At 65.9% G+C, this 22,476-nt stretch carries 21 protein-coding genes; 6 read left to right on the top strand and 15 right to left on the bottom strand.

What is annotated here, in order from left to right:
- Positions 1 to 2: 2 nt before the first annotated feature.
- From AC5QAB_RS07275 to AC5QAB_RS07260, 4 genes are all read right to left on the bottom strand, one after another.
- Positions 3 to 761 (bottom strand): SapC family protein, encoded by a 759-nt coding sequence (locus tag AC5QAB_RS07275; protein ID WP_197561119.1) that lies wholly within the window; start codon positions 759 to 761, stop codon positions 3 to 5.
- A 130-nt stretch (positions 762 to 891) separates the two neighbouring features.
- Positions 892 to 4,020, bottom strand: a complete 3,129-nt coding sequence (locus tag AC5QAB_RS07270; protein WP_197561120.1) for a TonB-dependent receptor — start codon at positions 4,018 to 4,020, stop codon at positions 892 to 894.
- Between the two features lie 574 nt (positions 4,021 to 4,594).
- Complete coding sequence (locus AC5QAB_RS07265; protein ID WP_032957243.1) at positions 4,595 to 4,807, bottom strand: hypothetical protein; 213 nt, start codon at positions 4,805 to 4,807, stop codon at positions 4,595 to 4,597.
- Between the two features lie 106 nt (positions 4,808 to 4,913).
- Positions 4,914 to 6,095: a serine hydrolase gene (locus tag AC5QAB_RS07260; protein ID WP_197561128.1), complete on the bottom strand. Its 1,182-nt coding sequence runs from the start codon at positions 6,093 to 6,095 to the stop codon at positions 4,914 to 4,916.
- Between the two features lie 293 nt (positions 6,096 to 6,388).
- Between AC5QAB_RS07260 and AC5QAB_RS07255 the strand changes: the two genes are divergently transcribed.
- Positions 6,389 to 7,636 carry an SLC13 family permease gene (locus AC5QAB_RS07255; RefSeq protein WP_197561121.1) on the top strand — a complete coding sequence of 416 codons (1,248 nt, stop codon included), beginning with the start codon at positions 6,389 to 6,391 and terminating at the stop codon, positions 7,634 to 7,636.
- Between the two features lie 25 nt (positions 7,637 to 7,661).
- Here AC5QAB_RS07255 and AC5QAB_RS07250 read toward each other — a convergent pair whose 3' ends face one another.
- The 5 genes from AC5QAB_RS07250 to AC5QAB_RS07230 all read right to left on the bottom strand — a co-directional run bounded on the left by AC5QAB_RS07250 (position 7,662) and on the right by AC5QAB_RS07230 (position 13,090).
- Positions 7,662 to 9,095: a porin gene (locus tag AC5QAB_RS07250; RefSeq protein ID WP_197561122.1), complete on the bottom strand. Its 1,434-nt coding sequence runs from the start codon at positions 9,093 to 9,095 to the stop codon at positions 7,662 to 7,664.
- A gap of 132 nt (positions 9,096 to 9,227) precedes the next feature.
- Positions 9,228 to 10,004 (bottom strand): ABC transporter permease, encoded by a 777-nt coding sequence (locus AC5QAB_RS07245; RefSeq protein WP_005409726.1) that lies wholly within the window; start codon positions 10,002 to 10,004, stop codon positions 9,228 to 9,230.
- A complete protein-coding gene (locus tag AC5QAB_RS07240) occupies positions 9,988 to 10,821 on the bottom strand; it encodes an ABC transporter ATP-binding protein (protein WP_014647218.1) in 834 nt (277 codons plus the stop codon). The genes AC5QAB_RS07245 and AC5QAB_RS07240 overlap by 17 nt, the downstream gene beginning before the upstream one ends.
- A 13-nt stretch (positions 10,822 to 10,834) precedes the next feature.
- Complete coding sequence (locus AC5QAB_RS07235) at positions 10,835 to 11,893, bottom strand: ABC transporter substrate-binding protein (protein WP_041864185.1); 1,059 nt, start codon at positions 11,891 to 11,893, stop codon at positions 10,835 to 10,837.
- Between the two features lie 75 nt (positions 11,894 to 11,968).
- Complete coding sequence (locus AC5QAB_RS07230; protein WP_111205710.1) at positions 11,969 to 13,090, bottom strand: 4-oxalomesaconate tautomerase; 1,122 nt, start codon at positions 13,088 to 13,090, stop codon at positions 11,969 to 11,971.
- A 109-nt stretch (positions 13,091 to 13,199) separates the two neighbouring features.
- Here AC5QAB_RS07230 and AC5QAB_RS07225 point away from each other — a divergent pair, with 109 nt between their 5' ends.
- Positions 13,200 to 14,102 (top strand): LysR family transcriptional regulator, encoded by a 903-nt coding sequence (locus AC5QAB_RS07225; protein ID WP_010485668.1) that lies wholly within the window; start codon positions 13,200 to 13,202, stop codon positions 14,100 to 14,102.
- Between the two features lie 13 nt (positions 14,103 to 14,115).
- Here AC5QAB_RS07225 and AC5QAB_RS07220 read toward each other — a convergent pair whose 3' ends face one another.
- From AC5QAB_RS07220 to AC5QAB_RS07210, 3 genes are all read right to left on the bottom strand, one after another.
- Positions 14,116 to 14,706, bottom strand: a complete 591-nt coding sequence (locus AC5QAB_RS07220) for a hypothetical protein (protein WP_164165606.1) — start codon at positions 14,704 to 14,706, stop codon at positions 14,116 to 14,118.
- A gap of 35 nt (positions 14,707 to 14,741) precedes the next feature.
- A complete protein-coding gene (locus AC5QAB_RS07215; RefSeq protein ID WP_164165608.1) occupies positions 14,742 to 15,137 on the bottom strand; it encodes a hypothetical protein in 396 nt (131 codons plus the stop codon).
- Positions 15,138 to 15,266: 129 nt separating this feature from the next.
- Complete coding sequence (locus tag AC5QAB_RS07210) at positions 15,267 to 15,791, bottom strand: DUF6622 family protein (RefSeq protein ID WP_197561851.1); 525 nt, start codon at positions 15,789 to 15,791, stop codon at positions 15,267 to 15,269.
- 234 nt (positions 15,792 to 16,025) lie between these two features.
- Here AC5QAB_RS07210 and AC5QAB_RS07205 point away from each other — a divergent pair, with 234 nt between their 5' ends.
- Positions 16,026 to 17,177, top strand: a complete 1,152-nt coding sequence (locus AC5QAB_RS07205) for a serine hydrolase domain-containing protein (RefSeq protein WP_100450093.1) — start codon at positions 16,026 to 16,028, stop codon at positions 17,175 to 17,177.
- 6 nt (positions 17,178 to 17,183) lie between these two features.
- Here the strand turns inward: AC5QAB_RS07205 and AC5QAB_RS07200 are convergent, their stop codons facing one another.
- Both AC5QAB_RS07200 and AC5QAB_RS07195 read right to left on the bottom strand, forming a co-directional pair.
- Entirely contained in the window at positions 17,184 to 18,056 is an 873-nt protein-coding gene (locus AC5QAB_RS07200) for a methylenetetrahydrofolate reductase (protein ID WP_075076938.1), read from the bottom strand.
- The gene (locus AC5QAB_RS07195; RefSeq protein WP_014647226.1) at positions 18,056 to 18,970 is read right to left on the bottom strand and encodes a LysR family transcriptional regulator; all 915 of its coding nucleotides are present in this window, start codon (positions 18,968 to 18,970) and stop codon (positions 18,056 to 18,058) included. Before AC5QAB_RS07195 ends, AC5QAB_RS07200 begins: the two co-directional genes overlap by 1 nt.
- Before the next feature lie 176 nt (positions 18,971 to 19,146).
- Between AC5QAB_RS07195 and msuE the strand changes: the two genes are divergently transcribed.
- The 3 genes from msuE to AC5QAB_RS07180 are packed head-to-tail and all read left to right on the top strand — an operon-like array spanning position 19,147 to position 21,839.
- Positions 19,147 to 19,731: an FMN reductase gene (gene msuE, locus AC5QAB_RS07190; protein WP_164165613.1), complete on the top strand. Its 585-nt coding sequence runs from the start codon at positions 19,147 to 19,149 to the stop codon at positions 19,729 to 19,731.
- Positions 19,732 to 19,787: 56 nt separating this feature from the next.
- Positions 19,788 to 20,765: a DUF1852 domain-containing protein gene (locus AC5QAB_RS07185; protein ID WP_126412268.1), complete on the top strand. Its 978-nt coding sequence runs from the start codon at positions 19,788 to 19,790 to the stop codon at positions 20,763 to 20,765.
- A 39-nt stretch (positions 20,766 to 20,804) separates the two neighbouring features.
- Positions 20,805 to 21,839 (top strand): methionine synthase, encoded by a 1,035-nt coding sequence (locus AC5QAB_RS07180; protein WP_014647229.1) that lies wholly within the window; start codon positions 20,805 to 20,807, stop codon positions 21,837 to 21,839.
- On the opposite strand, the gene AC5QAB_RS07175 is transcribed toward AC5QAB_RS07180, so the two are convergent.
- On the bottom strand, positions 21,796 to 22,431 hold the full coding sequence (locus AC5QAB_RS07175) for a hypothetical protein (protein WP_164165615.1): 636 nt from the start codon (positions 22,429 to 22,431) through the stop codon (positions 21,796 to 21,798). The two genes, AC5QAB_RS07180 and AC5QAB_RS07175, sit on opposite strands and share 44 nt — an antisense overlap.
- Between the last annotated feature and the right edge of the window lie 45 nt (positions 22,432 to 22,476).

Genomic DNA, 22,476 nt, shown 5'->3' with positions numbered 1-22,476 from the left:
GGTCAGTTCCTGACCGCCTGCGCGGTGCCGTCCTGGACGCGGAGACGGCGCTGCTTCTCGGCGATCAGGCGGCGCATGTTATGCAGCGAGGCAAGCATCAGGTACGCACCTTCCAGGTAACCGGCGCGGTTCAACGCAGCCAGGCGTGAACTGTCCAGCGCCGCCAGGCGCTCGCGGTCGATGCCGTGCAATCCGCTCACGCCCACGCGGTGATGCGGCGCGAGCTGCACATCAAGCGTGACCGGCTGGATGAGCCCACAGTCGTCGAGCATCGTGAACATACTGGCCGCGAAGGCACTGCCCTCGTGGATGCCGCGCAGCACGCCGGCGATGTGGTCCAGGTAAGGCGTGTTTCCGCCCTGCGGCAGGAACACCGGCTCACCGGCGCCGGAGGTGACACGCGGATGGTCCAGGTCGACGTGCATCACCGCGTCCTGGGTGAGCAGGCCGTCCACGTAGTGCTCCTGGAAGCCGATCAGGAACGGCCCTTTTGCGGCCGCGCCGGGCAGGTAGGAGGCATTCCAGCGTCCGTCCTGCAGGTACAGGTTCTCGTGCTGCTCGAAACCCAGCAGGGCCACCGACTGCCACGCCCCGGTCCCGGCCTCCCGGCGCAGGAAGATCGGATACTCGCGCTGCAGTTCGGCGAACTCGCTGGGATAGGCCGGCACCATGCCCACCGCATCGCCGAACTGCGGCCCGAATCCGGTGGCGACCTTCAGGTCCCGATGCGCGATGTTGTTGAGCATTTCATAGCGGGACATCGGGGTATCCAGTCCAGTGCGGGGTGGCTGGCCAGCAGGGTAGCGCAGGCGCGGCAGGTGCGGCGACACCGTCCCGGCACGGCACCGCTGGCGGGCAGCGGTACCGTGCCGGACGCATCGGCAACCAGGCTCAGAACTTGTAGCGGACGCCCAGCATGTAGCGCGGGCTCTGGTCGGCCAGCTTGACGATCATCTGCGAGGTGCGCGAGCGCCACCGCACATCCTCGCCGGTCAGGTTGATCGCCTCCAGGCTGAAGGACCAGTGGTCATCCAGCGCGTAGTTGACGCTGAGATCCCACTGCTCGTACGGCTCCACATAGTACGGATTGCGGCTGGAACCCTGGTTGGCCAGGATCAGGTACTGGTCGCGCCAGTTCCATGCCAGGCGCACCGACCACCCGTACTTCTCGTACATCAGCATGGCGTTGGCAGTGTCGCTCAGGCCGGTGAGCGAGAACTGGTCGATACCCGGATCGCCGCCATTGTTGTAGCCGACATCACCTTTGACCACGGTGTAGTTGGCCAGCACGCCGAAGCCGGTGTCACCGAAGAAGTACTGGCCGCCCAGCTCCCAGCCATGCAGCTTGGATTTGTTCTGGTTGATCGGGCGATTGACGTTGAACTGGTAAAGCGGGTCGTTGGCCTGCCCATACAGATCGTAGGCCGCTTCGGTGGCCAGTACCTGCGCATCGGTGCCGTTGTAGGCGCCCAGGCCAGCTGGATTGTTGCGCAGCAGCGCCAGTGCTGTGAACAGCGAGGTGTCGTTGGCCGAGCAGGCGGCGGCATTGGCCGGCCCGACCTGGGCCACGCAGGCGCCGCTGGTCAGGAAGTCCAACGCCGCCCGCGCATCCGGCCCGGAGGTCGGGTCGGTGAGGCCGTACAGGCTTTCCTGGACGACCGTGTTGCCGATGAAGTTGCTGACCGACTTGTTCCAGTAGGTCAATGACACATAGCTGGCATCGGCGAAGTACCACTCCAGCCCCAGGTCGAGGTTGTCCGATTCCAGCGGCTTCAGGCTCGGGTTCTGCGAATTGCCGCTGGCGCGCGACGAAGGATCGATCAGCACCGAGCCGAACGGCTGCTGGGCACCGGGCCCTGCATACAGATTGCCGTACGGCGCGCGGGCGATGCTCTTGCCGAACGAAACGCGGCCCTTCAGTTCCTCGGTGAGGTCAATGCTGAAATCAAGGTTGGGCAGGATGTAGCTGTACCTGGCCTTCTCGGTGAAGGGCTGCTGCTCATCGGACAGCACGATGCGGAAATCGTTGTTGGCCTGCCACTCGATGGACTCGGGAACGGCAATGACCGAGGTCGACACCACGTCGGTGGTTTCATAGCGCACGCCCAGGCGGGTATTGGTGCGCATGCCGCCCAGCTCCCCGTCCAGTTCCACCTGGAAGTACGCCGCCTTGGTCTTCTCTTCCACGAAGTTGTCGGCCGCACGTTGCGGGTTCACACCCAGGCTGACGCCGTATTCGCGCGATGCCCATTGCGCGAGCTGCCCGGCATTGCCGCGCCAGGCCGGCCAGCTGTTGGCACTGTAGTCATCGAACAGGCCGACGATGCTGACCGGCTGCAGCAGGTCCATCAGGCCGGCGGCGGTATCCCGGTCCACGTTGGCCACGCCCCAGTCGCCCAGTGTCGAATAGGCCTCGGCGGCCTGGATGCGGTGGGTGGTGGACTTGTTCGTATCCACGCCGAACTGGAAGCGGCCGTGGTCGAAGTTCCATTCGCCGTCGACACGCGCCTGCTTGATCTTGCTGATCTGGGTCTGCGCGTTGACGCGCAGCACCTGGGTGCCGATCTCGCCTTCCTGGAAGCCCGGATTGACCACGCCATTGGTCCCGGCGACCGCATCGGCAGTACTGGGATACCAGACCTGGGTGCCGACCGGCAGGCCATTGTTGAAGTTCAACTCCTGTACCCAGGAGCCGCCGCAATGCGGGCCACGGGTGCAGTTGTTGGTGCCGGCAATGCTCATGAAGATGGAGCCGCCGCCGGTCAGTGGGTCATTGGGGCGGCTTTCATTCTTCGAATTGTGCGCATCGAAGCTGAGCTTGAAACGGTCGCTGACATTCCACACCGCGTTGAAGCCCAGCGAGCCCAGCTTGTACTCCTGCATGCTGCGCTGCTGTTCCAGCCCGAAGTCCTTGGTGCCGGCGATCTCGCGGATGTAGACCGGGGTGGCGACCGCACCGGAGGTGTCGAACTGGACATTGGTGTAGTTGCTGTTCTGCAGCCACATGCCCTGCTCGCCACGATTCTCGGTGATCTCGTTGGTCGAGTAGGTGTAATCCATCGTCAGGGTCAGGCTGTCCGTCGGTGCGAACTGCAGCACGGCCTGCCCATTGACTCGCTCGCGCTCGAATTCGGAGAACGCGTAGCGCAGGTCGTTGGGCCGCGCATAGAGCTGGCCGGCGGCCGGGGCGTTCACCACGGTCGGGTTGCCCGGCATCGACCCCGTCCAGGGCTGCACGTTCCAGTAGTTCTCCGTGGCCTGCACCGAGCCGCCCTTGCGCTTCTGCTGGCTCGCGCTGAGGCTGACGCCAAAGGTCTTTTCCGGATTGCTGTAACTGAAGATGCCCGACAGCTCCGGCGTCAGGTCGTTGTCGAACGGCTGGCTCTGGTCGGAGACCAGCTTTGCCCCGGCATTGGCCACGATGCCGGCGTGGTCGAGCGGGCGCGAGGTCAGGATGTTGATCGTCGCGCCGATGCCACCGCTGGGCACCTGTGCCTGGCTGGTCTTGTAGACCTCGATGCCATTGATGGCCTCGGCGGCCAGCTGCGCGAAATTGAAGGCGCGAGTGCCGCCGTCGACACCGCCGATGGCCACCTGCCCGGAGGCACCGAATGCATCGGCGCCGGGCATCTGGCGACCATTGAGCGTGACCATGTTGAACTGCGGACCAAAGCCACGCGCGGTCACCTGCGCGCCCTCGCCGTCACGGCGCTCGATGGAGATGCCGGTGATGCGCTGCAACGACTCGGCAAGATTGGTATCGGGGAACTTGCCGATGTCCTCGGCGCTGATCGCATCGACCACGCCCGCCGAGTCGCGCTTGATGTCCATGGCCTGGCTCAGGCTGTTGCGTATGCCCGTGACCTGCACTGCATCGAGCTGGGTGGGCTGCGACTGGCTCTGCGGCTGCTGCCCGGTCGCCGGTGCTGCGTCCTGCGCAAACGCAGGATTGATGACCAGGGCGCCACCCACGAAGGTGAACATGGCCCGGGACCGGAACTTCGCCAACGCGCGGCTCATGAACCGGACCTCGGGCCCGGGGTGCCACGGAAACTGCAAGTGCTCATGAAAGTCCCCTCTGACATACGATCGAATGGATGTACCGCCCCCTCCCAGGGGCACGCACGGGCGTGGCCCGCATTCCAAACCGAACAGCACGGCTGCTGGAGCACGCCGCGACTTACACTTGCTTTTCAAGCCTGCCAGGACAAACACGCGGCAAAGAAGGCAGCCCCTGGACCCTGGATCCCCGTCCGGCTGGTAGCGCTACCATCGCGTTGCAGCGGAGAGTAATCACCCGGGTTCGCGCTTGTCACCATGCAGCGCAGCAAATCGGCAGCGCGCGTAGCGGCGCTGGAATCACCCCGCTACTGATGACCGGGCTGCTGCTGCATCCGGTCACCGCTCACCCGCCGCAGGAAAGATGCCCGCGCCTGCGGGTCATCCAGAAAGGAACGGACCGTGAACGCTCTCCAGCGCATCGCCGCCGCAGTCGGCTCGCCGTACTCGTTCCGTCCGGCTCCGCCGTTTTCGCGGCCAACGCCGTGATCGTGGACGGAGCAGATGAGCCGCTCACCGTGGTGCTACGCAGGGGCTACCACTCCGGTCCCAGCAGCTTCATCACTTCGACCTCCAGTTTCTGCGCGGCCTCGTCCTGGGAGGCGACCTTGATGCACAGCCCCGACTGCGCCGGCCCGGGCATCAGCTGGTATCGGTTGATGGTGCCGCCCCCGTCGCCGTCCAGCGCCACGCGCGCCACCACCGTGCGCCCATTGGCGTGGAAGGTCCAGTCCTGGTAATCAAACATGCTTCAGTATCCCGGCGGCCAAGGGGTCATCCCACCTTAGGCGGCACGACAGTGAAGAAGGCTCCAGGAAGTTGTTCAGAGCGCGTGGACATGATGATGGCAGCACCTACTGCAGTGCCCGCGCCAATTGCATGACATCGGCGAAGAAGGACGCGTAGTCGTCCTGTGGGGCGCGGTGGCTCTCGCGCCGATGGATCAGGCGCACTGCGACGACGCGTTGTTCCGGAACGATCATCAGGTATTGGCCCAGGTAGCCGTTGGCGGCAAAGCCGACGACCGGTCCCCGTGTGATGTCGTAGAGATCGGCGAGCTTCAGGCCGCGCGCGGTGATCTGGCTGGCGTAACGTTGCGGCCCGTCTGCGCCCAACCGTTCGGTGAGGAATGCGATCAACTGCCCCCGGCTGTCGAATGTGCGCCCCGCGCTGGCCTGCACGGCGCGGCGCACGTCATCGTCAACGCCGTGCCCGGCCAGCAGGTCATCCAGCCGGGGTTTGAGCTGATAGCGTTCCCACGCTGGTATCCGCCACCACAACAGGCCCACGTCAGGCGAACGGGCACTTTCAGCAGTGATCAATGCCACTGACCGTTCACTCAACAGTCGTTTGCCATCCGGCGCCACGCCTCCATCCAGCAACAGTTGCCCGATGGCGGCAAGGTCGGCGGCGCGCAGGGACAGGCCCGCCATTCCCAGCGGAGTGCCTGCCTCATCCTTCATCCAGGCGTGGTGGGCAATGCCCAGCGGCTTGAACAGGCGCGCATCCAGGTAGGCATCCAGCGGCTCGCCCGCCAGGCGCTCGACAATGCCGGGCAGCAGGTTGGTGGCCTTGTTGTTGTAGGAAAACACGGCGCCCGGGTCGTCACTCAGCTCGGCTGCCAGTGCCAGTTTGACCAGGTCCGGGGCCCCTTCCAGTTCGGCGCCCGCGTTCGCCACGTTCTGCAGGCCGGAGGTGTGGTCCAGCAGCATGCGCACGGTGATGCGGCTCTTCCTGCCCTGTTTCCATTCCGGATAGATCTGGCTGACCGGTACGTCGATCGAAGCCAGCTTTCCTTCGTCCAGCAGCAACGCAATGCCCAGCGCGACGACGGACTTGGTTGCCGACATCAGGTGCACGGATTCCTGCGCTGGGGCGGGCTTCAGCTCAAGCAGCGTGTCCCGGTCGTGCATCACGAGCACCGCATCGGTATGCGAAGCACGCGCGTTGCGCTCGATCGTGGCGAGGGCGTCGGCACGCGGCGTCGCATGGGTGGGCCCCGCGATGCCGATCACGAGGGCCAGGGCGCAGGACAACCAGCAGGACGTTGGCATTGCGTTCTCTTCCAGTGAGTGTGCCCGCAGTCTGACTACACATGTAGTCAAACTGCAGTGCCTGAAGTCATACCGCGCTTGATTGCCCATCCGCACTGGACGCCGGGTTCGTCACCAACGCGCCCGGCCCCCCAGCAGTCGCCATGCCAGTGCGCACGGTATGATGCGGCGATCCCGGAACCTGCGATGATTGCAGCGGCCGCCCATCCGCTGATCGCGTGCGCCAGGAGCACCTGCGCCGGGGTCGCTGCCGGTGCCGCTGAAGCCCCCACTCCATGCTTGCCCCCCATTCCCCCCTCGTGATCTGGGCAGCGGTCGCCGTTGCCACCCTCGGCCTGCTGTTCCGTCCCTTCCGCATCCCCGAGTATGTGTGGGCGCTGGGCGCTGCCGCCCTGTTGCCGCTGCTGGGCGCGGTATCGCTGCAGACCGCATGGGGCGCGGTAGCCGAAGGCCGCGACGTCTACCTGTTCCTGGTCGGCATGATGGTGCTGGCCGAACTGGCGCGGCGCGAAGGCCTGTTCGATTGGCTGGCGTTGTACGCGGTGCGGCATGCGGGCGGATCGGGGCGACGCCTGTTCGACCTGGTGTTCCTGGTCGGCACGCTGGTGACGGTGTTCCTGTCCAACGATGCAACGGCCGTGGTGCTGACACCGGCGGTCTACGCGGCCTGCAAGGCGGCGCGCGCCAATCCCCTGCCCTACCTGTTCGTCTGCGCCTTCATTGCCAATGCGGCCAGCTTCGTGCTGCCCATCTCCAACCCGGCCAACCTGGTGGTGTACGGCCAGCACATGCCGCCACTGCTGCAGTGGCTGGCGCAGTTCGCGCTGCCGTCGGCGGCGGCGATCGGTGCCACCTACCTGGTGCTGCGCTGGGTACACCGGCGCGAAATCGCGCAGCCGCTGGTCGCCGCACCGGAACATCGCCCGCTGACCGAGGGTGGCCGACTGAGTGCATTGGGCGTGCTGTTCACCGGCAGCGTACTGCTGGTGACGTCCGCGCTGAACGGACCGCTGGGCCTGGCCACGTTCTGCGCCGGCGCGCTGAGCGTGGCGGTCGTGGTGATACGCCAGCGCCATAGCCCGCTGCCGCTGCTGCGGCATGTCGCCTGGGGCGTGCTGCCGCTGGTGGCCGGTCTGTTCGTGCTGGTGGAGGCGGTGGCGCAGACCGGCGTCATCCAGACTGCGGCAAGCGCGCTGCAGGCCATGGCGCAGGCTTCTCCCCACCAGGCCAGCTGGCTGGCCGGTGGCGCCGCTGCACTGCTGAGCAACGTAGCCAACAATCTGCCGGTCGGCCTGGCCGCCGGTTCGCTGGGCCAGATGGCTGAACTGCCCGCACAGACCCGTGCCGCACTGCTGGTCGGCGTGGACCTGGGCCCGAACCTGTCGGTGACCGGCTCGCTGGCCACGATGCTGTGGCTGGTGGCGCTGCGCCGCGAGGGCGAGCATGTCAGCGCGCTCGACTTCCTGCGCGTCGGCGCGCTGGTGATGCCGCCTGCACTCATCGCTGCGTTGTTGCTGCTGTGACCAGAATGCAGGCGGCGGCCCGGCCCTAGAAGACCAGCTGCAGACGGGTATTGAAGGTGGTGCCTTCATCCCTGCCCGCCGCACTGCCGCTGCGGTGGCGGGTCTGCCAGCGCACGGCTTCGAACATCACCCGGCTGAAATCGTTGAGGTACCAGTTCGCGCCCAGTGTCCACGCGTGACCGGTACCACCACTGGGCAGTTCGGCATAGTCCACGTCCTCATAGCGGCCCTTCAGCTCCCACGCACCGCTGCCGCCGCGCGTCACCGGATCGGCCACCTTCACCTTGCCCCACGTGCCGGCCTTGCCCGAGTAGGACGGCAGCGCGCCCGCCAGGAACCAGCCGGCCGAGATCGCCCACGCTTCGTGGTCGCGATCATAGCGCCCGCTGGCATCGGCCCCGCGCAGGCTTCGCGTACCCCACTCGCCGGTTGCCCACGCCGGGCCGAAGAAGCCGGCCAGTTCCGCGCCGTAGGCGGTGCTGCGCTCGGCGCCCACCAGCATGCCCGGTGTGATCCTGACCAGATCGTTGAAATGCCCCGCGATGGCCGAACTGCGCACCACGCCGCTGGCCCCGGCGGGAATCTTCTCGTGGAAGGCCCATGCGCCCAGATGCACCGTGGCGTCGGCGGTGTCCAGCGGATTCCAGTGGACGCGGGTGGCCCAGGTCTGGCTGTCGTTGTCGGTGCCGGCGTTGTTGAGGTCGTTGCCGGCCACCGACAGGCTGGCATGCCAGCCCCTTCCATACACCCGCTCGGTGAGCCCGACACCAAACAGGCCCCGCTGCGGCAGCAGCAGCGTGCCGACCACGTTGCGTTCCTGGAACGGCGTGTTGGAGGTGCTGCTTGAGCCATCGATACCGCGATCGTTCAAGCGGTTGCCGATCGTGAGATCGGCCGGCAGGCCGAACAGCGTGTGGTCCAGCGTGGCGTAGACCGACTTCCACGCCACCGCGTTGTCGGCGAAGTCGCCCTCCACGACCCAGCCCAGGGTGCCGTAGCGCCCCTCGGCCCCCAGGCGCACCGAACGGACCTCGGTACCCGAAACGTTGCGGTCGGCGACCGCCGAACCGTCGGTGCTCGAGGCATCGACGAACAGGCGGCCACGGGGGCGGAACACCGTCGTGCCGTCGGCACTGCTGAACTCCGGTGCACCCTTGGCCCAGGACACCTTCGGCAGCCTGGACTGGCTGGTTTCCAGTGCGGCCACCCGCGTTTCCAGCGCAGGCGCGGGCGGCGTTGACGGTGCCCTCGCACTGCCCTGCCCGCCCTCGACGGCGCGGAGGCGTGCTTCCAGTTGCTGGATCTGCAGTGCCTGCTGCTGCACCAGGCGTGACAGCTCGGCCTGGCTCAGCGGCGCGGGCAGCGACGACGTGGACTGTGCGTCGGCATGGCCACTGGCCAACAGCAGGCCGAGCGCGACCGACAGCGCTGCCAGCGGCAGCACGTTGGAATGGTTCATGGGCTCTCTCCGGCCAGCCGGCCCCCTGGCCTGGCGCTGGCCCGTTGCGGTGGTGCGGGGGAAGATCGGGGAAGGAAGCGCGCGCCGCCGGATCGGCCCGGCGGCGCGGCAGGCGGGCTCAGCCCGTCCGGGTCAGCTGGTGGCCTGTGCCTGGGCGTTGGGACGCCAGGTGATCAGCTTGTTCTCGACCACGTCCAGCAGCGCGTCGATGACCAGCACGAAGGCGGCCAGGATGATGATGCCGGCGAACACACCCACAGCGTTGAAGTTGCCTTCTGCCTGCGCGATCAGGTAGCCCAGGCCCGCCGAGGCGCCGAGGTATTCGCCGATGATCGCACCGACCACGGCAAAACCGACCGAAGTACGCAGCGAAGACAGGATCCAGCTCGCCGCTGCGGGGAAGTAGACATGGCGCAGCAGGTCACTGCGGCTCGCCCCCAGGATGCGGGCATTGGCAAGCACCACCGGATTCACCTCGCGCACGCCCTGCATGGCATTGAAGAACGTGGTGAAGAACACCAGCGTGACCGCCAGCGCCACCTTCGACCACAGCCCCAGGCCCAGCCACAGCACGAAAATCGGCGCCAGCACCACGCGCGGAATCGCGTTGAAGCCCTTGATGAAGGGATCGAGGATGCGTGCCGAGCGGCGGCTCAGGCCGAGCCAGACGCCGCCGGCCACACCCAGGCCGGTGCCGATGATGTAGCCCAGCGCGGTTTCGGTCAGCGTGATGTAGACATGCTGATAGAACGACGTATCGGACAGCCAGGTCCAGGCCTGCTGCACGATGGCGGTTGGCGATGGGAAGAAGAACGGATCGATCACGCCCAGCGCGATGCCGCCTTCCCAGCCACCGAACACGGCGACCACCAGCGCGAGCTGGATGAACTTGTCAGTCTTGGCGTGCATAGCTCTTCTCCACTTCGCCGCGCAGGCAGGCCCAGATGTCGCGGTACAGGTCGGTGAAACGGTCATCCAGCTTGATTTCGGCCACGTTCCTCGGCCGTTCCAGATCCACATCGAAACTGCGCACCACCCGGCTGGCCGGGCCGGAGGACAGCACCACCACGCGGTCGCCCAGGGCGATCGCTTCTTCCAGATCGTGGGTGATCAGGATCACCGAGCGCCGGTCTTCCTGCCACAACCGCAGCAGCTCGTTCTGCATGAGGTGGCGGGTATGGATGTCCAGCGCCGAGAACGGCTCATCCATCAGGATCACCTTCGGCTCGACGATCAACGCCTGGGCCATCTGCACACGCTTGCGCTGGCCACCGGACAGCTGGTGCGGGTAGCGATGCTCGAAGCCGGCCAGGCCGACCTTGGCCAGCCACGCGTTGGCCTTGGCCTTGCGTTCGGCCTCGGGCACACCACGGAAGCGCAGGCCGAGTTCAACATTCTGGTATGCGGTCTTCCACGGCAGCAGCGCGTCCTGCTGGAACAGGTAGCCGACCGACTCCTGCACGCCGCTGACGGCACGGCCATCGATGCTGACCTGGCCCGACGACGGCTTCAGCAGGCCCGCCACGGAATTGAGGATGGTGCTCTTGCCGCAGCCGGTGGGTCCGACGATGGCAAGGAACTCGCCGTCACCCACCTGGATGTCGACATCGCGTACGGCGGTGAATTCGCCGAAGGACATGGTCACCTTGTTGATGGCGACCATGGTCTGTGCAGGCTCCAGCTGCGGCGCGCCATTGAACTGGCGCACGGTGGCATTGAGGGCCATGGTTTACCTCCGCTTACGGTTGGGCAGCCGGCGCCGCAGCGTTGGCACGCTCGACGAAGGCATTGGTATAGGTCCGGGACAGATCGATATCGGCCTTGGCGACATCCGTGTTGAACTCACGCAGCACCTTCAGCGGTGTTTCCAGATCGGCAGGCGTGAAGTGACCGTCCCGGGTGAAGATCGCGCGCGCGTTCTCCACCGCGCGGGCATAGGTGGCGCGGTCACCGGAGACGTAGCTGTCCGGCAGCGCGGCGACGATGTCTTCAGCACTGTTGTCGGCGATGAACTTCAAGGCCATCTGCTCGGCGCGGGCGATCTTCTCGGCCGCTTCGGGACGCGTGTCCAGGAAGCTCTGGTTGGCGTACATCACCGAGGTCGGGTACAGGCCGCCATAGACCTGGCGGGCGCCGTCGTCGCTGCGCGCGTCGAGGATGATCCTGCCGACCTTGCGCTCGGTGATCAGGGTGGCGGCAGGATCATAGTTGACCAGCAGGTCGATCTTGCCCTGCTCGAGCGCGGCCACCGCTGCGGCGCCCGAGCCGACGCCGATCAACGAGATGCTGTCGGCCGGAATATCGTGCTGGGCGAGGAAGTGACGGACGAAGAAGTCGGACGAGGAGCCCGGCGCGGTGATCCCGACCTTCTGGCCCTTGATGGTCTCCGGGCGCGCCGGATCGAAGGTGGCATCCTCGCGGCCGGCCATCACCAGGCCGGAGTTGCGCGAGAGCAGTACGAAGGCCACCACGTCCTTGCCCTTGGCCTGCATCTGGATGGTGTGGTCGTAGAAGCCGACGGCCACGTCGGTGGAATTGGCCACCAGCGCCTGCAATACCTTGGAGCCGCCCTGGGCGAAGTTCTCGGTCTTCACCTGCAGGCCGACGTCCTTGAAGTACCCCTTGGCGTCGGCGATGAAGAACGGCAGGTTGTTGAGGTTGTAGGAGCCGACGCTGATGCGTACCGGTGCATTGTCGCCACCGCCGGCGGATGCGCCTTCGCTGCGCCCGCTGTTGCTGCATCCGGCCGCGGCCAGACCGGCCGCGCACAGCGCGGCCAAGAAGAACTGCTTGTACATCATCCCTCCCAGGAGTGAAGCATCTACGTTGTAATGGCGGGCATGCGCGTCTACGCAGGCCCGTCCGGGTTCAGATCATGCCGCTGACGTCCATTGGCGGGCTTGGGTGGCACTGGCCGTGGCGGGCGCGGGCGAAGTCGCGTACACGCGCCCCTCGAACAAGCGGCGTGCGGTGCGGACCACGCTGGCAATCACCGGCGAATCGCCCGAGCTGCGACTGAGGCCCACCTCCAGGGCCCCACTCGGATGTTCGAGGGTAATGCTGCCGGGAACGGACCGGCATCCGACCAAAGTGTGGGCCAGCGTGCCCGGCGTGACGGCGGCGGTGGCCAGGCCGACCGCACCGGTAATGGCCAGTGCGGTGTGGCATTGGTGCGGCATGAAATAGCGCACCTGCAGATCGCCGCCCTGTTGCGGTGCCGACAGCAGCACCGGCTTGGGAATGACCTTGTTGCCGGCGTCGGCGATGCCCATGCGGGCGCCCGCTTCGATGCGCAGCGCTTCCAGCCGGCGCATGAACGCCGCGTCCGCGTTCAGTTCGGCGGGCGAGGCATCACCGCGCACGCCCAGGTCTTCGGCACGCACCAGCATCATCGGCATGGCGCAGTCCACCAGGCTGGCCGGCACGCCATTGATGGTTTCCTGCGCATGCCCGCTGGGCAGCAGCTTGCCGGTGCGGGCGCCTGCCGCATCAAGGAAGGACAGCCTGACCGGCGCGGCTGAGCCCGGCGCGCCGGCAATGCGCGTATCACCGCGGTAGGCCACATTGCCGCCCGGCGTTTCCACCGTGGCGATGATCAGCTTGCCGGTATTGACGTTGTGGATGCGCACCTCGGTCTGCGGATCCTGCGCCTGCACCAGCCCACGCTCGATGGCATACGGGCCGACGGCCGCCAGCATGTTGCCGCAGTTGGGCGAGGTATCCACCACCTGCTGCTCCACCCGGACCTGGGCGAACAGGTAGTCCACGTCAGCGTCCGCCCGGCTCGAGCGGTCGATGATCGCCACCTTGCTGGTCAGTGCGTTGCCACCGCCGATGCCGTCGATCTGCAACGGATGGCCCGAGCCCATCACTTCCAGCAGCAGGCGATCCCGTTCGGCGGTGTCCGCCGGCAGGTCGCTGGCCAGGAAGAACGGGCCCTTGGAGGTGCCGCCGCGCATGAGCACGCAGGGAATGCTGAGCAGATCGTTGGACATACGTGTGCTAGATTGATGCGTATAGGGGATGAATGACCCCTCTGTGATTCGATACTGGCATGACCCTAATTGATCTGTGAATTGCTGATTTTTGGATGATTGATACCCAATGAGCATCAATTGCGAAATCCTGGATCTACGCGCGTTCCTGCTGGTATCGGAGACACGCAGCTTCCATCGCGCCGCTGAAATCCTGCACGTCTCCCAGCCGGCGCTCAGCCGACGGATACAGAAGCTGGAGCAGGCCGTGGGTTCGCCGCTGCTGGAGCGCACCACGCGCAGCGTCAGTACCACCGCTGTCGGCGAGAACCTGCTGCCACTGGTGCGCCGCATGCTGGAGGAATTCGATGGCTCGCTGTTCTCGCTGCGCGGCCGCGAAGACACCCGCGGCGCCACCGTGACCATCGCGTGCCTGCCGACGGCGGCGTTCTACTTCCTGCCCAGCGTGATGGCGCGTTTCCACGAAGCACACCCGAACGTGCGCTTCCGCATTCTGGATATCCCGGCCACGGAGGGTCTGCAGGCAGTGGAACGTGGTGAAGTCGAGTTCGGCATCAACTTCATGGGCGCCAACGATCCGAATCTCGACTTCGACGTGCTGGCCGAGGACCCCTTCGTCCTCGCCTGCCGGCGCGATCATCCGCTGGCCCGCAAGCGCAAAGTGGAATGGGCTGATCTGGCCGAGCACCAGCTGATCACCGTGCATCGCACCAGCGGCAACCGCACCCTGCTGGACGGCGCGCTGGCGCGCGAGAACCTCAAGTTGAGCTGGCACTACGAGGTGACGCACCTGTCGACGTCACTGGGCATGGTCGAGGCCGGCATCGGCGTGTCGGTGCTACCGAAGATGGCCACGCCGGACGGGGATCACCCCACCCTGGTGACGCGCGCGATCGGCAACCCGGTGGTGTCGCGCACGATCGGCATCGTCCGCCGACGGGGTGCCCTGCTCTCGCCCACGGCGGAGCGATTCCTTCAGATGCTGATGAGCCAGTGGCGTGGGGAGGCGTGAGCAACCGCGCGGTTCACGCGCTTGTGCTGTCCTGGCTCCAGGCGAATGTGCTGCTGCCACCCATCAATCGGGCCGTCTGCATCGACCATTCCTGCAGAAGCTGCCGCGCGCCTGATTCGCCACCTCGCCCGATTGCCTCCAGCATCCTGTCCAGTCTTCCGCGGATCGCGCTGGACACCGGCAGTGCGAGCAGATTCTTCAGTGCAGCGTCTGCGGCCGGGAAATCGCCCAGGCGAATGGTGGACAGGTACTTCACCCATTGGCAGTAATCGCCCTCGAAACCGGCCTCTTCAACATACATCAGAAGGTCCGCAGCTGTTCTCACCCCTTCGAGCATTGCGAGGTGAGCCTCGTGCGTGCCGCGGAAAAAGTCCTTTGGATCTTCCGGGCAAGCGACCCTCTGGCCGAGAGACATATGCAGGTGTGGCAGGCCGTCATAGACCGGAAGTGCGAAGGTCCATACATAGATGGAGGACGGCGCTGGGTCCATGGCAAACCCGGAGATCACATCGCGCGTGTACGAAACAATCAGAAAGTTGCCAACCACCCGCAACCCAGCCTTCCTGGCGTTCCGTTTCATTGTCCACAGATCAATGGATCTCATGCGTGCGCTCGACGGTTGGCGACGGCATAGGACTTTCAATGTTCAACTGGATGCCCTGCACCATTCGCCTTCCGTCGCGAGAAGAAGATGTCATAGGTCTCCATCAACTCGGCATGAAACAGCTGATTGGGGGCGTTGTCGATCACCCTGGAGAGGTCCGTCATGAAATTCCATGCATCCACGACCTCCCCGGGGTCGACCTCCCGCCCTGAATCTACAGACGAGATCAGCGAGTCGAGGTCAATGACGGACTCTCCTTCCCAGTCCAGGACTCGGCCGCGCGCGGCAACCTGACCCTCCAGCCCTTCCTTGCTGCTATCGCAGACAGGCCTTCCATTGCTGGACATCACCCGATCATGGTCACCTGATACCCAGGCAAACCAGATGATCCGCATTCCCCCTGCAACGCCGACCGGATATATCGCTTCCACTATCGATTCCTGCTCAGATGGTTCCATCCATCCCGGGCTCTCACGGGAGGTACAGCCGCTCCGATGGTAACGCCAAACTCGATTGCCGATGACCTGCGGAGCCTCCAGCGGCCGGCACTACCAGGTCAATCAACCTGCGGTTTCCAATCCCTTCCCCGCCGCATCCATCCGCAGCGAGGCCAGGTAGCGACAGTACTTGCCCACGAAGACGCCAGTGAACCCGCCGGTCAGCAGCAGGTAGGCGGCGCTGAAGCCGGCACTGGCGGTCAGCGTCGGCGACACCGTAAATGCGACCTCGAAGCCGTACTTCACCAGGAAGGTGACCAGCAGCAGCGGCAGCAGGCTGAAGTCCGCGCTGCGCCAGAGCTTGCCGGTGCTGCGGTCCAGCGTCAGCTTCAATCGACCCAACAGCAGCCAGGCAAGCGCGGCCCCCGTGGCGATGCCGGCCAGCCACTCGCTCCAGGCGATCAGCGACGCGCCGAAACGATGACTGATCGACGCACCCCAGACGGCAAACAGGCCGGGCACGATCGCCAGCTTCTGCAGCGAGGTCTGGGCCGGCTTCATGGCGGCAATGCCACGGGTGACCAGGAAGGCCAGGAGCAGCCAGACCCAGATCGGCGTCTGCGAGGCGAGTTGCTGGAGCATGTTCATGAGCGGTCCCCCTGGTGAGTGGTGGCTGAGTGGTGGCGAGGTGTCCTCGCCTTGGCGCTCACTATTCGCTTCCGCCCGGGTTGCAGCCAGTGACAGCTGTCAGCCATCGCGGATGACCCGCCGGCATGCTGCGCGTCCCCGGCAGCGGTCGGGGTGGATTCACCCGGTTCACCCTGAGCGGGCCGGCCCTCGGTCCGCGCTACCATCACCACGACGCCGCTGCGAGCCACGTGCATGTACCACGACCCTGTTCGACGCCGCCTGTGTGCGGCGCTGCTGGCTACCGGCTGCGGCCTGTCAGCACCATCGGCGCTGGCGAGCCGGGCGACGTTGGCGGGATGCGGTTCGCTGACCGCATTGCTGCAGGCCGAACGGCAGCCTGGCATGGCGGCCGTTCTGGTCGATCACGGGCGCATTGCCGCGCTGTCCACGACCGGGCGGCTCAATGACACCCGGCCTGCACCGATTGATCGCCATACCGTGTTCGAACTGGGGTCGATCACCAAGCTGTTCACGGCCCTGCTGATATTCCGGCTCCAGCAGCGGCATCTGCTCGACGTCACCGCGCCCATCGGCGAGTACGTGGAAGGGTTGCCTTCCGTATGGGCATCCACTTCGCTGCTGCAGCTGCTGAGCCATACCTCAGGCATTCCCAACTATCTGAATGAAGACAACTTCCTGCGGTTGATGCCGACGAATCCAGCCCCCCGTGAATTGCTCGCAGAGGTGGCCGAGCGGCCGCTGGCGTTTGCGCCCGGTGCGCGGCACGCCTATTCCAATACGAACTACATCCTGCTCGGCCTGGCCATCGAGCATGCAACCGGCATGGACTACTGGCGGGTTCTGCAGGAGGAGATACTGTCGCCGCTGGGCATGCGCGATGCGGGACCGCGTCGTGCCGACGATCGGCGCCGTGTTGCCCAGGGGCATCTGTTCCAGGATGGCCACTGGCGCGCACCGCCACCCACTGCTCCGGGCTCGGCATGGGCCGCTGGCGGCCTGCTCGCCAGCATCGACGACATGGCGCGCTTTGCTGTGGCGCTGGACCAGCATCGACTGTTGCCCGAGTCGGCCCTGAAGCGGATGTGGTGCGACACACTCCTCGCCAATGGCAGCAAGGCGGGCTGGGGGGCCGGCTGGGAAGTTTCCGATGGCGGAAAGGTAGTCGGCCATGGCGGCGGGACCGCAGGCTTTACCGGGTATCTCCGGCACCGTCCCACCGATCGAAGAACGCTCGTCGTGCTGATCAATCGCGCCGGAGATATCAACCCGCAGGGCATTGCAGAGCGCCTCGACCTGGGCATGCGTGGCTGCAATGGGAGGCTTTCCAGGCCGGCGCCTTCGCTGGATCAACCCGGCACCCGGACAACGCGATCCGTGCCATGACGCAGATCATCGGCGCTGGCTGATGGAAATGCGCCGCCGGTACTGCGCCACCCACTCCAGCGACGGCGCAATACCGCCGAACGGGAAGAAATGCGGGCTGACCTGGCCATGGGCGCGGGTCAGCCCCTTCACCAGGCAATCGACGAACACCTCCGGCCCTGCCGTGCCGAGCAGCCGGCCGATCGAGATGCCATACCGGGCCAGCATCGATGCACTGGCGCCCACGCCGCACATCGCGGCGTAGCGCAGCAGGCGAGAGACGCTGGCCGGGCCCGGCACGCCGACCAGCACCGGGACGCTGATGCCACGCGCGCGCAGTGCATCCAGCCAGGCCAGCACGGCATCGGCATCGAAGGCGAACTGGGTGACGATCAAGGGGGCCATGCCGCGCGCTTCGATGCTCTGGCATTTACGCTCAAGCGCCTGCCAGCGTTCGTCACTGCTCATTACCGGATGCCCTTCCGGGTGTCCGCCGATACCAACGACCTTGATCCCGGAGTGCTCCAGAAGACCGGTCTGGATGATCGAAGCACTGTCGGCAAACGGCCCAGCGGGCGTGGCCAGGTCGCCCGCGATCAGCAGGCAACGCGCGACCCCGGCGTCGCCGGCCGCACGCTCCAGGAAGCGCGCAAGCGATGCGGCTGACCGGATGCGGCGGGCAGAGAGATGCGGCATCGGCTCGAATCCGAGCGCGCGCACGGTGCGCACGGCGGCCAGGCGGGCGTCGTCATCCTCGCTGGCCAGCCAGGGAATGGAGATGACCGTACCGCGCGGGATCCGATCCGCCTCGGCGCGCAGCGCAGGCATGGCCTTCGCGCTGACTTCCAGTGAAAAGGCGTTGATGAAGGCTTCCGCGTGCGCTGAGGTACCGGCCGGCATCAGCGCGCCTCGCGTGCATTGCCGGCAAGCGGCGAGCTGTTGCGGGCCAGTTCGATGAAGGCCTGCAGGTAGTCGATACCGGTATCGGCCTCGCGCGCACCCAGGTAGATCTGCTTGGGGATGCCCTTGGCGCCCAGCCGTACGGGCACCACGTCCATGCGCGTGGCGTACTCCTCCACCAGCCAGCGCGGCATGGCAGCCACGCCGCGGCCGCTGGCCACCATCTGCATCATGATGTCGGTGGTTTCGATGGCCTTGTGGCGCCGCGGGGTGATGCCGGCCGGCAGCAGGAACTGGTTGTAGATGTCCAGGCGCTCGAACGGCACCGGGTAGCTGATCAGCACTTCCTGGCCGAGCTGGCGCGGCTTTACGTGGTCCACCTTGGCCAGGGCGTGGTTGCTGGCCACTACCAGCACCTGCTCGTAATCGAACACGGGGATGAACTTCAGGCCCGGCTTCAGCAGTGGATCGGGCGTGACCAGCAGGTCGATCTCGTAACCGAACAATGCGCCGATGCCACCGAACTGGAACTTCTGCTTGACGTCCACATCCACGTCCGGCCACGCCGCCAGGTAGGGAGAGACGATCTTCAGCAGCCACTGGTAGCACGGATGGCATTCCATGCCGATGCGCAGCGCGCCGCGCTCGCCCTGCGCGAACTGGCCCAACCGCTCCTCGGCCAGGTCCAGCTGCGGCAGTACCCGGTTGGCGACCGCCAGCAGGTACTGCCCGGCCTGGGTCAGGCGCAGGCTGCGGCCCTCGCGCAGCCAGACATCGGTGCCCAGCTGCTGCTCCAGCTTTTTCATGCTGTGGCTGAGCGCCGACTGGGTCAGGTTGAGCACGCCGGCGGCCGCGGTGAGCGAGCCCTGCTGTTCTACCTGCTGCACGATGCTGAGGTGGATCCGTTCCAACATGACGATGAATCTCATTCATGGATTGGTGAAGTAATACCATTTTACGTCATGGAAGGGCATGGCTAGGATCGGGTCATGCCTTCGGTTGCCTGCCAGCCTGCTGACCCAGCCGGCCTGCAGGGCTGCGCACCTGCAGATGCCCGAAGGTGCTCCCCTCCCCCGCTGATAGCGAACAGATGACCCGCCCCCTCCGTATCGTCGCCGTTTCCGGCGGACTGCAACGCACCTCCCGGGCCGCCGCCCTGGCCGAGCATCTGCTGGACCTGATCGGCGAAGACATCCACAGCGAACAGCAGCTGATCGAACTCGGTGAGCTGGCACCGCAGCTGGCCGGTGCGCTGTGGCGCTCGCAGCTGCCCGAGGCCGTGGAGCGGCAGCTGGTTGCGGTTGAACAGGCCGACGTCCTGGTGGTGGCCACGCCGGTCTACCGCGGCTCCTATACCGGCCTGTTCAAGCACTTCTTCGACTTCATCGACCAGGATGCGCTGGTTGACACCCCGATCCTGCTGGCCGCCACCGGCGGCAGCGAGCGCCACGCCCTTGTGATCGACCACCAGCTGCGCCCGCTCTTCAGCTTCTTCCAGGCCCGCACCCTGCCCCTGGGCGTCTACGCCACCGACCGCGATTTCGCCGAGGGCCGCGTGCACAACGACGCACTGATCCAGCGTGCGCGACTGGCCGTGCAGCGGGCGATGCCCCTGCTGGCGCTGTCCCATCGCGCCGCGCCTCCCGCTACCGCAGAGGCCACCGCAACGCCTTGAATGCCAGACGCCGCCGACCTGCATCTGGATGTCCCCCCGCAACCCGGAACGCCGCCATGACGACCGATACCTTCACCTTCAGCATCACGCGCATCCCCTTCAACGAGGATTACCAGCCGGCCGAGGGCACGCGCATCACCACCAACTTCGCCAACCTGGCCCGTGGCGCGTCGCGGCGGGAGAACCTGCGCAACACGATCAGCATGATCAACAACCGCTTCAACGACCTGGCACATTGGGACAACCCGAATGCGGACCGCTATGCGGTCGAGCTGGACATCATCACCGTGGAGATGCACATCGACGGCGCCGACGGCAGCGATCCGTTCCCGTTGATCGAAGTGCTGCGGCCGACCATCGTCGATACGCAGACCGGCGTGCGTAGCGAGGGCATCGTTGGCAACAACTTCTCGTCCTACGTGCGCGACTACGACTTCAGCGTCGTGCTGCCGGCCAGCAACGAGGGCAAGGACACCTTCGGCATTCCGGAGGGCTTTGGCGACCTGCACGGCAAGCTGTTCCAGCACTTCCTGCGCTCGGACGCCTACCGCGCCAACTTCAGCAAGGGGCCGGTGATCTGCATCAGTGTTTCCAGCAGCAGGACCTACCACCGCACCGAGAACCATCACCCGATCCTGGGCGTGGAATACCGCCAGGGTGAGTTCTCCCCCACCGACCAGTACTTCGACAAGATGGGCCTGCAGGTGCGCTATTTCATGCCACCGGGCAGCGTCGCGCCGCTGGCGTTCTACTTCCAGGGCGACCTGCTGGGCGATTACTCGAACCTGGAACTGATCGGCACCATCAGCACCATGGAAGCCTTCCAGAAGATCTACCGCCCGGAGATCTACAACGCCAATTCCGTGGCCGGCAAGGTCTACCAGCCCAGCCTGAAGCACCAGGACTACTCCTCCACCCGCATCGTCTACGACCGCGAAGAGCGCAGCCAGCTGGCGGTCAAGCAGGGCAGGTTCACCGAAGAGCACTTCATCAAGCCGTACCGCGCCGTGCTTGAGCAGTGGGCCGCCCGCTGATCCATCGATTTTCCAACCGCCCCCAGGACACACGACACAATGCCGACGAAGACGCTGCTCCCCACCTCCACCGCAGGCAGCCTGCCCAAACCCTCCTGGCTGGCAGAGCCCGAAACACTCTGGTCACCCTGGAAGCTGCAGGACGAAGCCCTGCTTGAAGGCAAGCAGGACGCCCTACGCCTGTCCCTGCAGGAACAGCAGCACGCCGGCATTGATATCGTCAGCGACGGCGAGCAGACCCGGCAGCATTTCGTCACCACCTTCATCGAGCATCTCAGCGGCGTCGACTTCGAGAAGCGCGAAACCGTGCGCATCCGCAACCGCTACGACGCCAGTGTGCCGACCGTGGTTGGCGCGGTGAGCCGCCCGAAGCCGGTGTTCGTGGAGGATGCGAAGTTCCTGCGCCGCCAGACCACGCAGCCGATCAAGTGGGCGCTGCCGGGCCCGATGACGATGATCGACACGCTGTACGACGCGCACTACAGGAGCCGCGAAAAGCTGGCCTGGGAGTTCGCGAAGATCCTCAATGAGGAAGCGAAGGAACTGGAGGCCGCCGGCGTTGACATCATCCAGTTCGATGAGCCGGCCTTCAATGTGTTCTTCGACGAGGTGAACGACTGGGGCGTGGCCGCCCTGGAGCGTGCGATCGAAGGGCTGAAGTGCGAGACGGCGGTGCACATCTGCTACGGCTACGGCATCAAGGCCAACACCGACTGGAAGCAGACGCTGGGTTCGGAATGGCGCCAGTACGAGGAGTCGTTCCCGAAGCTGCAGACCTCCAGCCTCGACATCATCTCGCTGGAATGCCACAACTCCCATGTGCCGATCGACCTGATCGAGCTGGTGCGCGGCAAGAAGGTGATGGTCGGTGCCATCGACGTGGCCTCCACCACGGTGGAAACCCCGGAGGACGTGGCCAACACCCTGCGCAGGGCGCTGCAGTTCGTGGACGCCGACAAGCTCTACCCGAGCACCAACTGTGGCATGGCGCCACTGGCGCGCGACGTGGCCAGGGGCAAGCTGCGCGCACTCAGCGCGGGGGCGAGGATCGTTCGCGAAGAACTCTCGGCATAACCCTGGCTGGGGAGGAATTGTTGTTCGAATGTCGGTTTGACGGAGCCTGGCCGGGTATCGACCAGGCTCCACCCCGCCCCTGCACTTCCGGTCGGGTCTTCATCGCGGGCTGTCGCGGCGCCAGTGCCTGCTTGATCCGTACCACCTCCCCCGCCCCGGCCTCGGCCAGGCGGCGGGCCTGCTGCCGTTGTTCCCGCGAAAGCGCGGGCGACGGCGCAGCGCCTGCTTCCGGCGCTACGTCCACCAGGCGTGCCACTGCCTCGCGCAGCCGCAGCTGTGGGCAGAGCCGCGCAGCACACCAGCGCTCGGCGTAGCGCCTGGCCTGCCGCACATTCGTGGCGGCCACCACCTTGGTCTGGGACATCCTGCGTGCATCCAGGTAGACCCGGAAGCCAAGTTCGGCATGCGGCACGATGTTGGCCACCGAGCGCCCGTTCCACCACAGGTCCCAGCGCTCGCCGCTCCGCACCCAGCCGGAGGGCCGGGTGACCGTCATGAACTCTGGAAGATCGAAGGGAGGACTCATGCCAGGAAGGATACGAGCGCCCGTCGCACTGGCTGAGATCCGCACCGTGCGCTTGTTCGAGACCATGAATCGTTAAGGCGCGCTTGCTTCCGCTACGCCTGCTCCGCACCG

The sequence above is a fragment of the Stenotrophomonas sp. YJH_SMC_127 genome (assembly GCF_059372445.1).
This window is presented reverse-complemented; position numbering and strand designations above follow the sequence as displayed.

What these genes read in the sequence shown, in the direction of transcription:
- AC5QAB_RS07275 (WP_197561119.1), bottom strand. Translation starts at nt 761, where the DNA reads ATGTCCCGCTATGAAATGCTCAACAACATCGCGCATCGGGACCTGAAG.
- AC5QAB_RS07270 (WP_197561120.1), bottom strand. Translation starts at nt 4,020, where the DNA reads ATGAGCCGCGCGTTGGCGAAGTTCCGGTCCCGGGCCATGTTCACCTTC.
- AC5QAB_RS07265 (WP_032957243.1), bottom strand. Translation starts at nt 4,807, where the DNA reads ATGTTTGATTACCAGGACTGGACCTTCCACGCCAATGGGCGCACGGTG.
- AC5QAB_RS07255 (WP_197561121.1), top strand. Translation starts at nt 6,389, where the DNA reads ATGCTTGCCCCCCATTCCCCCCTCGTGATCTGGGCAGCGGTCGCCGTT.
- AC5QAB_RS07250 (WP_197561122.1), bottom strand. Translation starts at nt 9,095, where the DNA reads ATGAACCATTCCAACGTGCTGCCGCTGGCAGCGCTGTCGGTCGCGCTC.
- AC5QAB_RS07245 (WP_005409726.1), bottom strand. Translation starts at nt 10,004, where the DNA reads ATGCACGCCAAGACTGACAAGTTCATCCAGCTCGCGCTGGTGGTCGCC.
- AC5QAB_RS07240 (WP_014647218.1), bottom strand. Translation starts at nt 10,821, where the DNA reads ATGGCCCTCAATGCCACCGTGCGCCAGTTCAATGGCGCGCCGCAGCTG.
- AC5QAB_RS07235 (WP_041864185.1), bottom strand. Translation starts at nt 11,893, where the DNA reads ATGTACAAGCAGTTCTTCTTGGCCGCGCTGTGCGCGGCCGGTCTGGCC.
- AC5QAB_RS07230 (WP_111205710.1), bottom strand. Translation starts at nt 13,090, where the DNA reads ATGTCCAACGATCTGCTCAGCATTCCCTGCGTGCTCATGCGCGGCGGC.
- AC5QAB_RS07225 (WP_010485668.1), top strand. Translation starts at nt 13,200, where the DNA reads ATGAGCATCAATTGCGAAATCCTGGATCTACGCGCGTTCCTGCTGGTA.
- AC5QAB_RS07220 (WP_164165606.1), bottom strand. Translation starts at nt 14,706, where the DNA reads ATGAGATCCATTGATCTGTGGACAATGAAACGGAACGCCAGGAAGGCT.
- AC5QAB_RS07210 (WP_197561851.1), bottom strand. Translation starts at nt 15,791, where the DNA reads ATGAACATGCTCCAGCAACTCGCCTCGCAGACGCCGATCTGGGTCTGG.
- AC5QAB_RS07205 (WP_100450093.1), top strand. Translation starts at nt 16,026, where the DNA reads ATGTACCACGACCCTGTTCGACGCCGCCTGTGTGCGGCGCTGCTGGCT.
- AC5QAB_RS07200 (WP_075076938.1), bottom strand. Translation starts at nt 18,056, where the DNA reads ATGCCGGCCGGTACCTCAGCGCACGCGGAAGCCTTCATCAACGCCTTT.
- AC5QAB_RS07195 (WP_014647226.1), bottom strand. Translation starts at nt 18,970, where the DNA reads ATGTTGGAACGGATCCACCTCAGCATCGTGCAGCAGGTAGAACAGCAG.
- msuE (WP_164165613.1), top strand. Translation starts at nt 19,147, where the DNA reads ATGACCCGCCCCCTCCGTATCGTCGCCGTTTCCGGCGGACTGCAACGC.
- AC5QAB_RS07185 (WP_126412268.1), top strand. Translation starts at nt 19,788, where the DNA reads ATGACGACCGATACCTTCACCTTCAGCATCACGCGCATCCCCTTCAAC.
- AC5QAB_RS07180 (WP_014647229.1), top strand. Translation starts at nt 20,805, where the DNA reads ATGCCGACGAAGACGCTGCTCCCCACCTCCACCGCAGGCAGCCTGCCC.
- AC5QAB_RS07175 (WP_164165615.1), bottom strand. Translation starts at nt 22,431, where the DNA reads ATGGTCTCGAACAAGCGCACGGTGCGGATCTCAGCCAGTGCGACGGGC.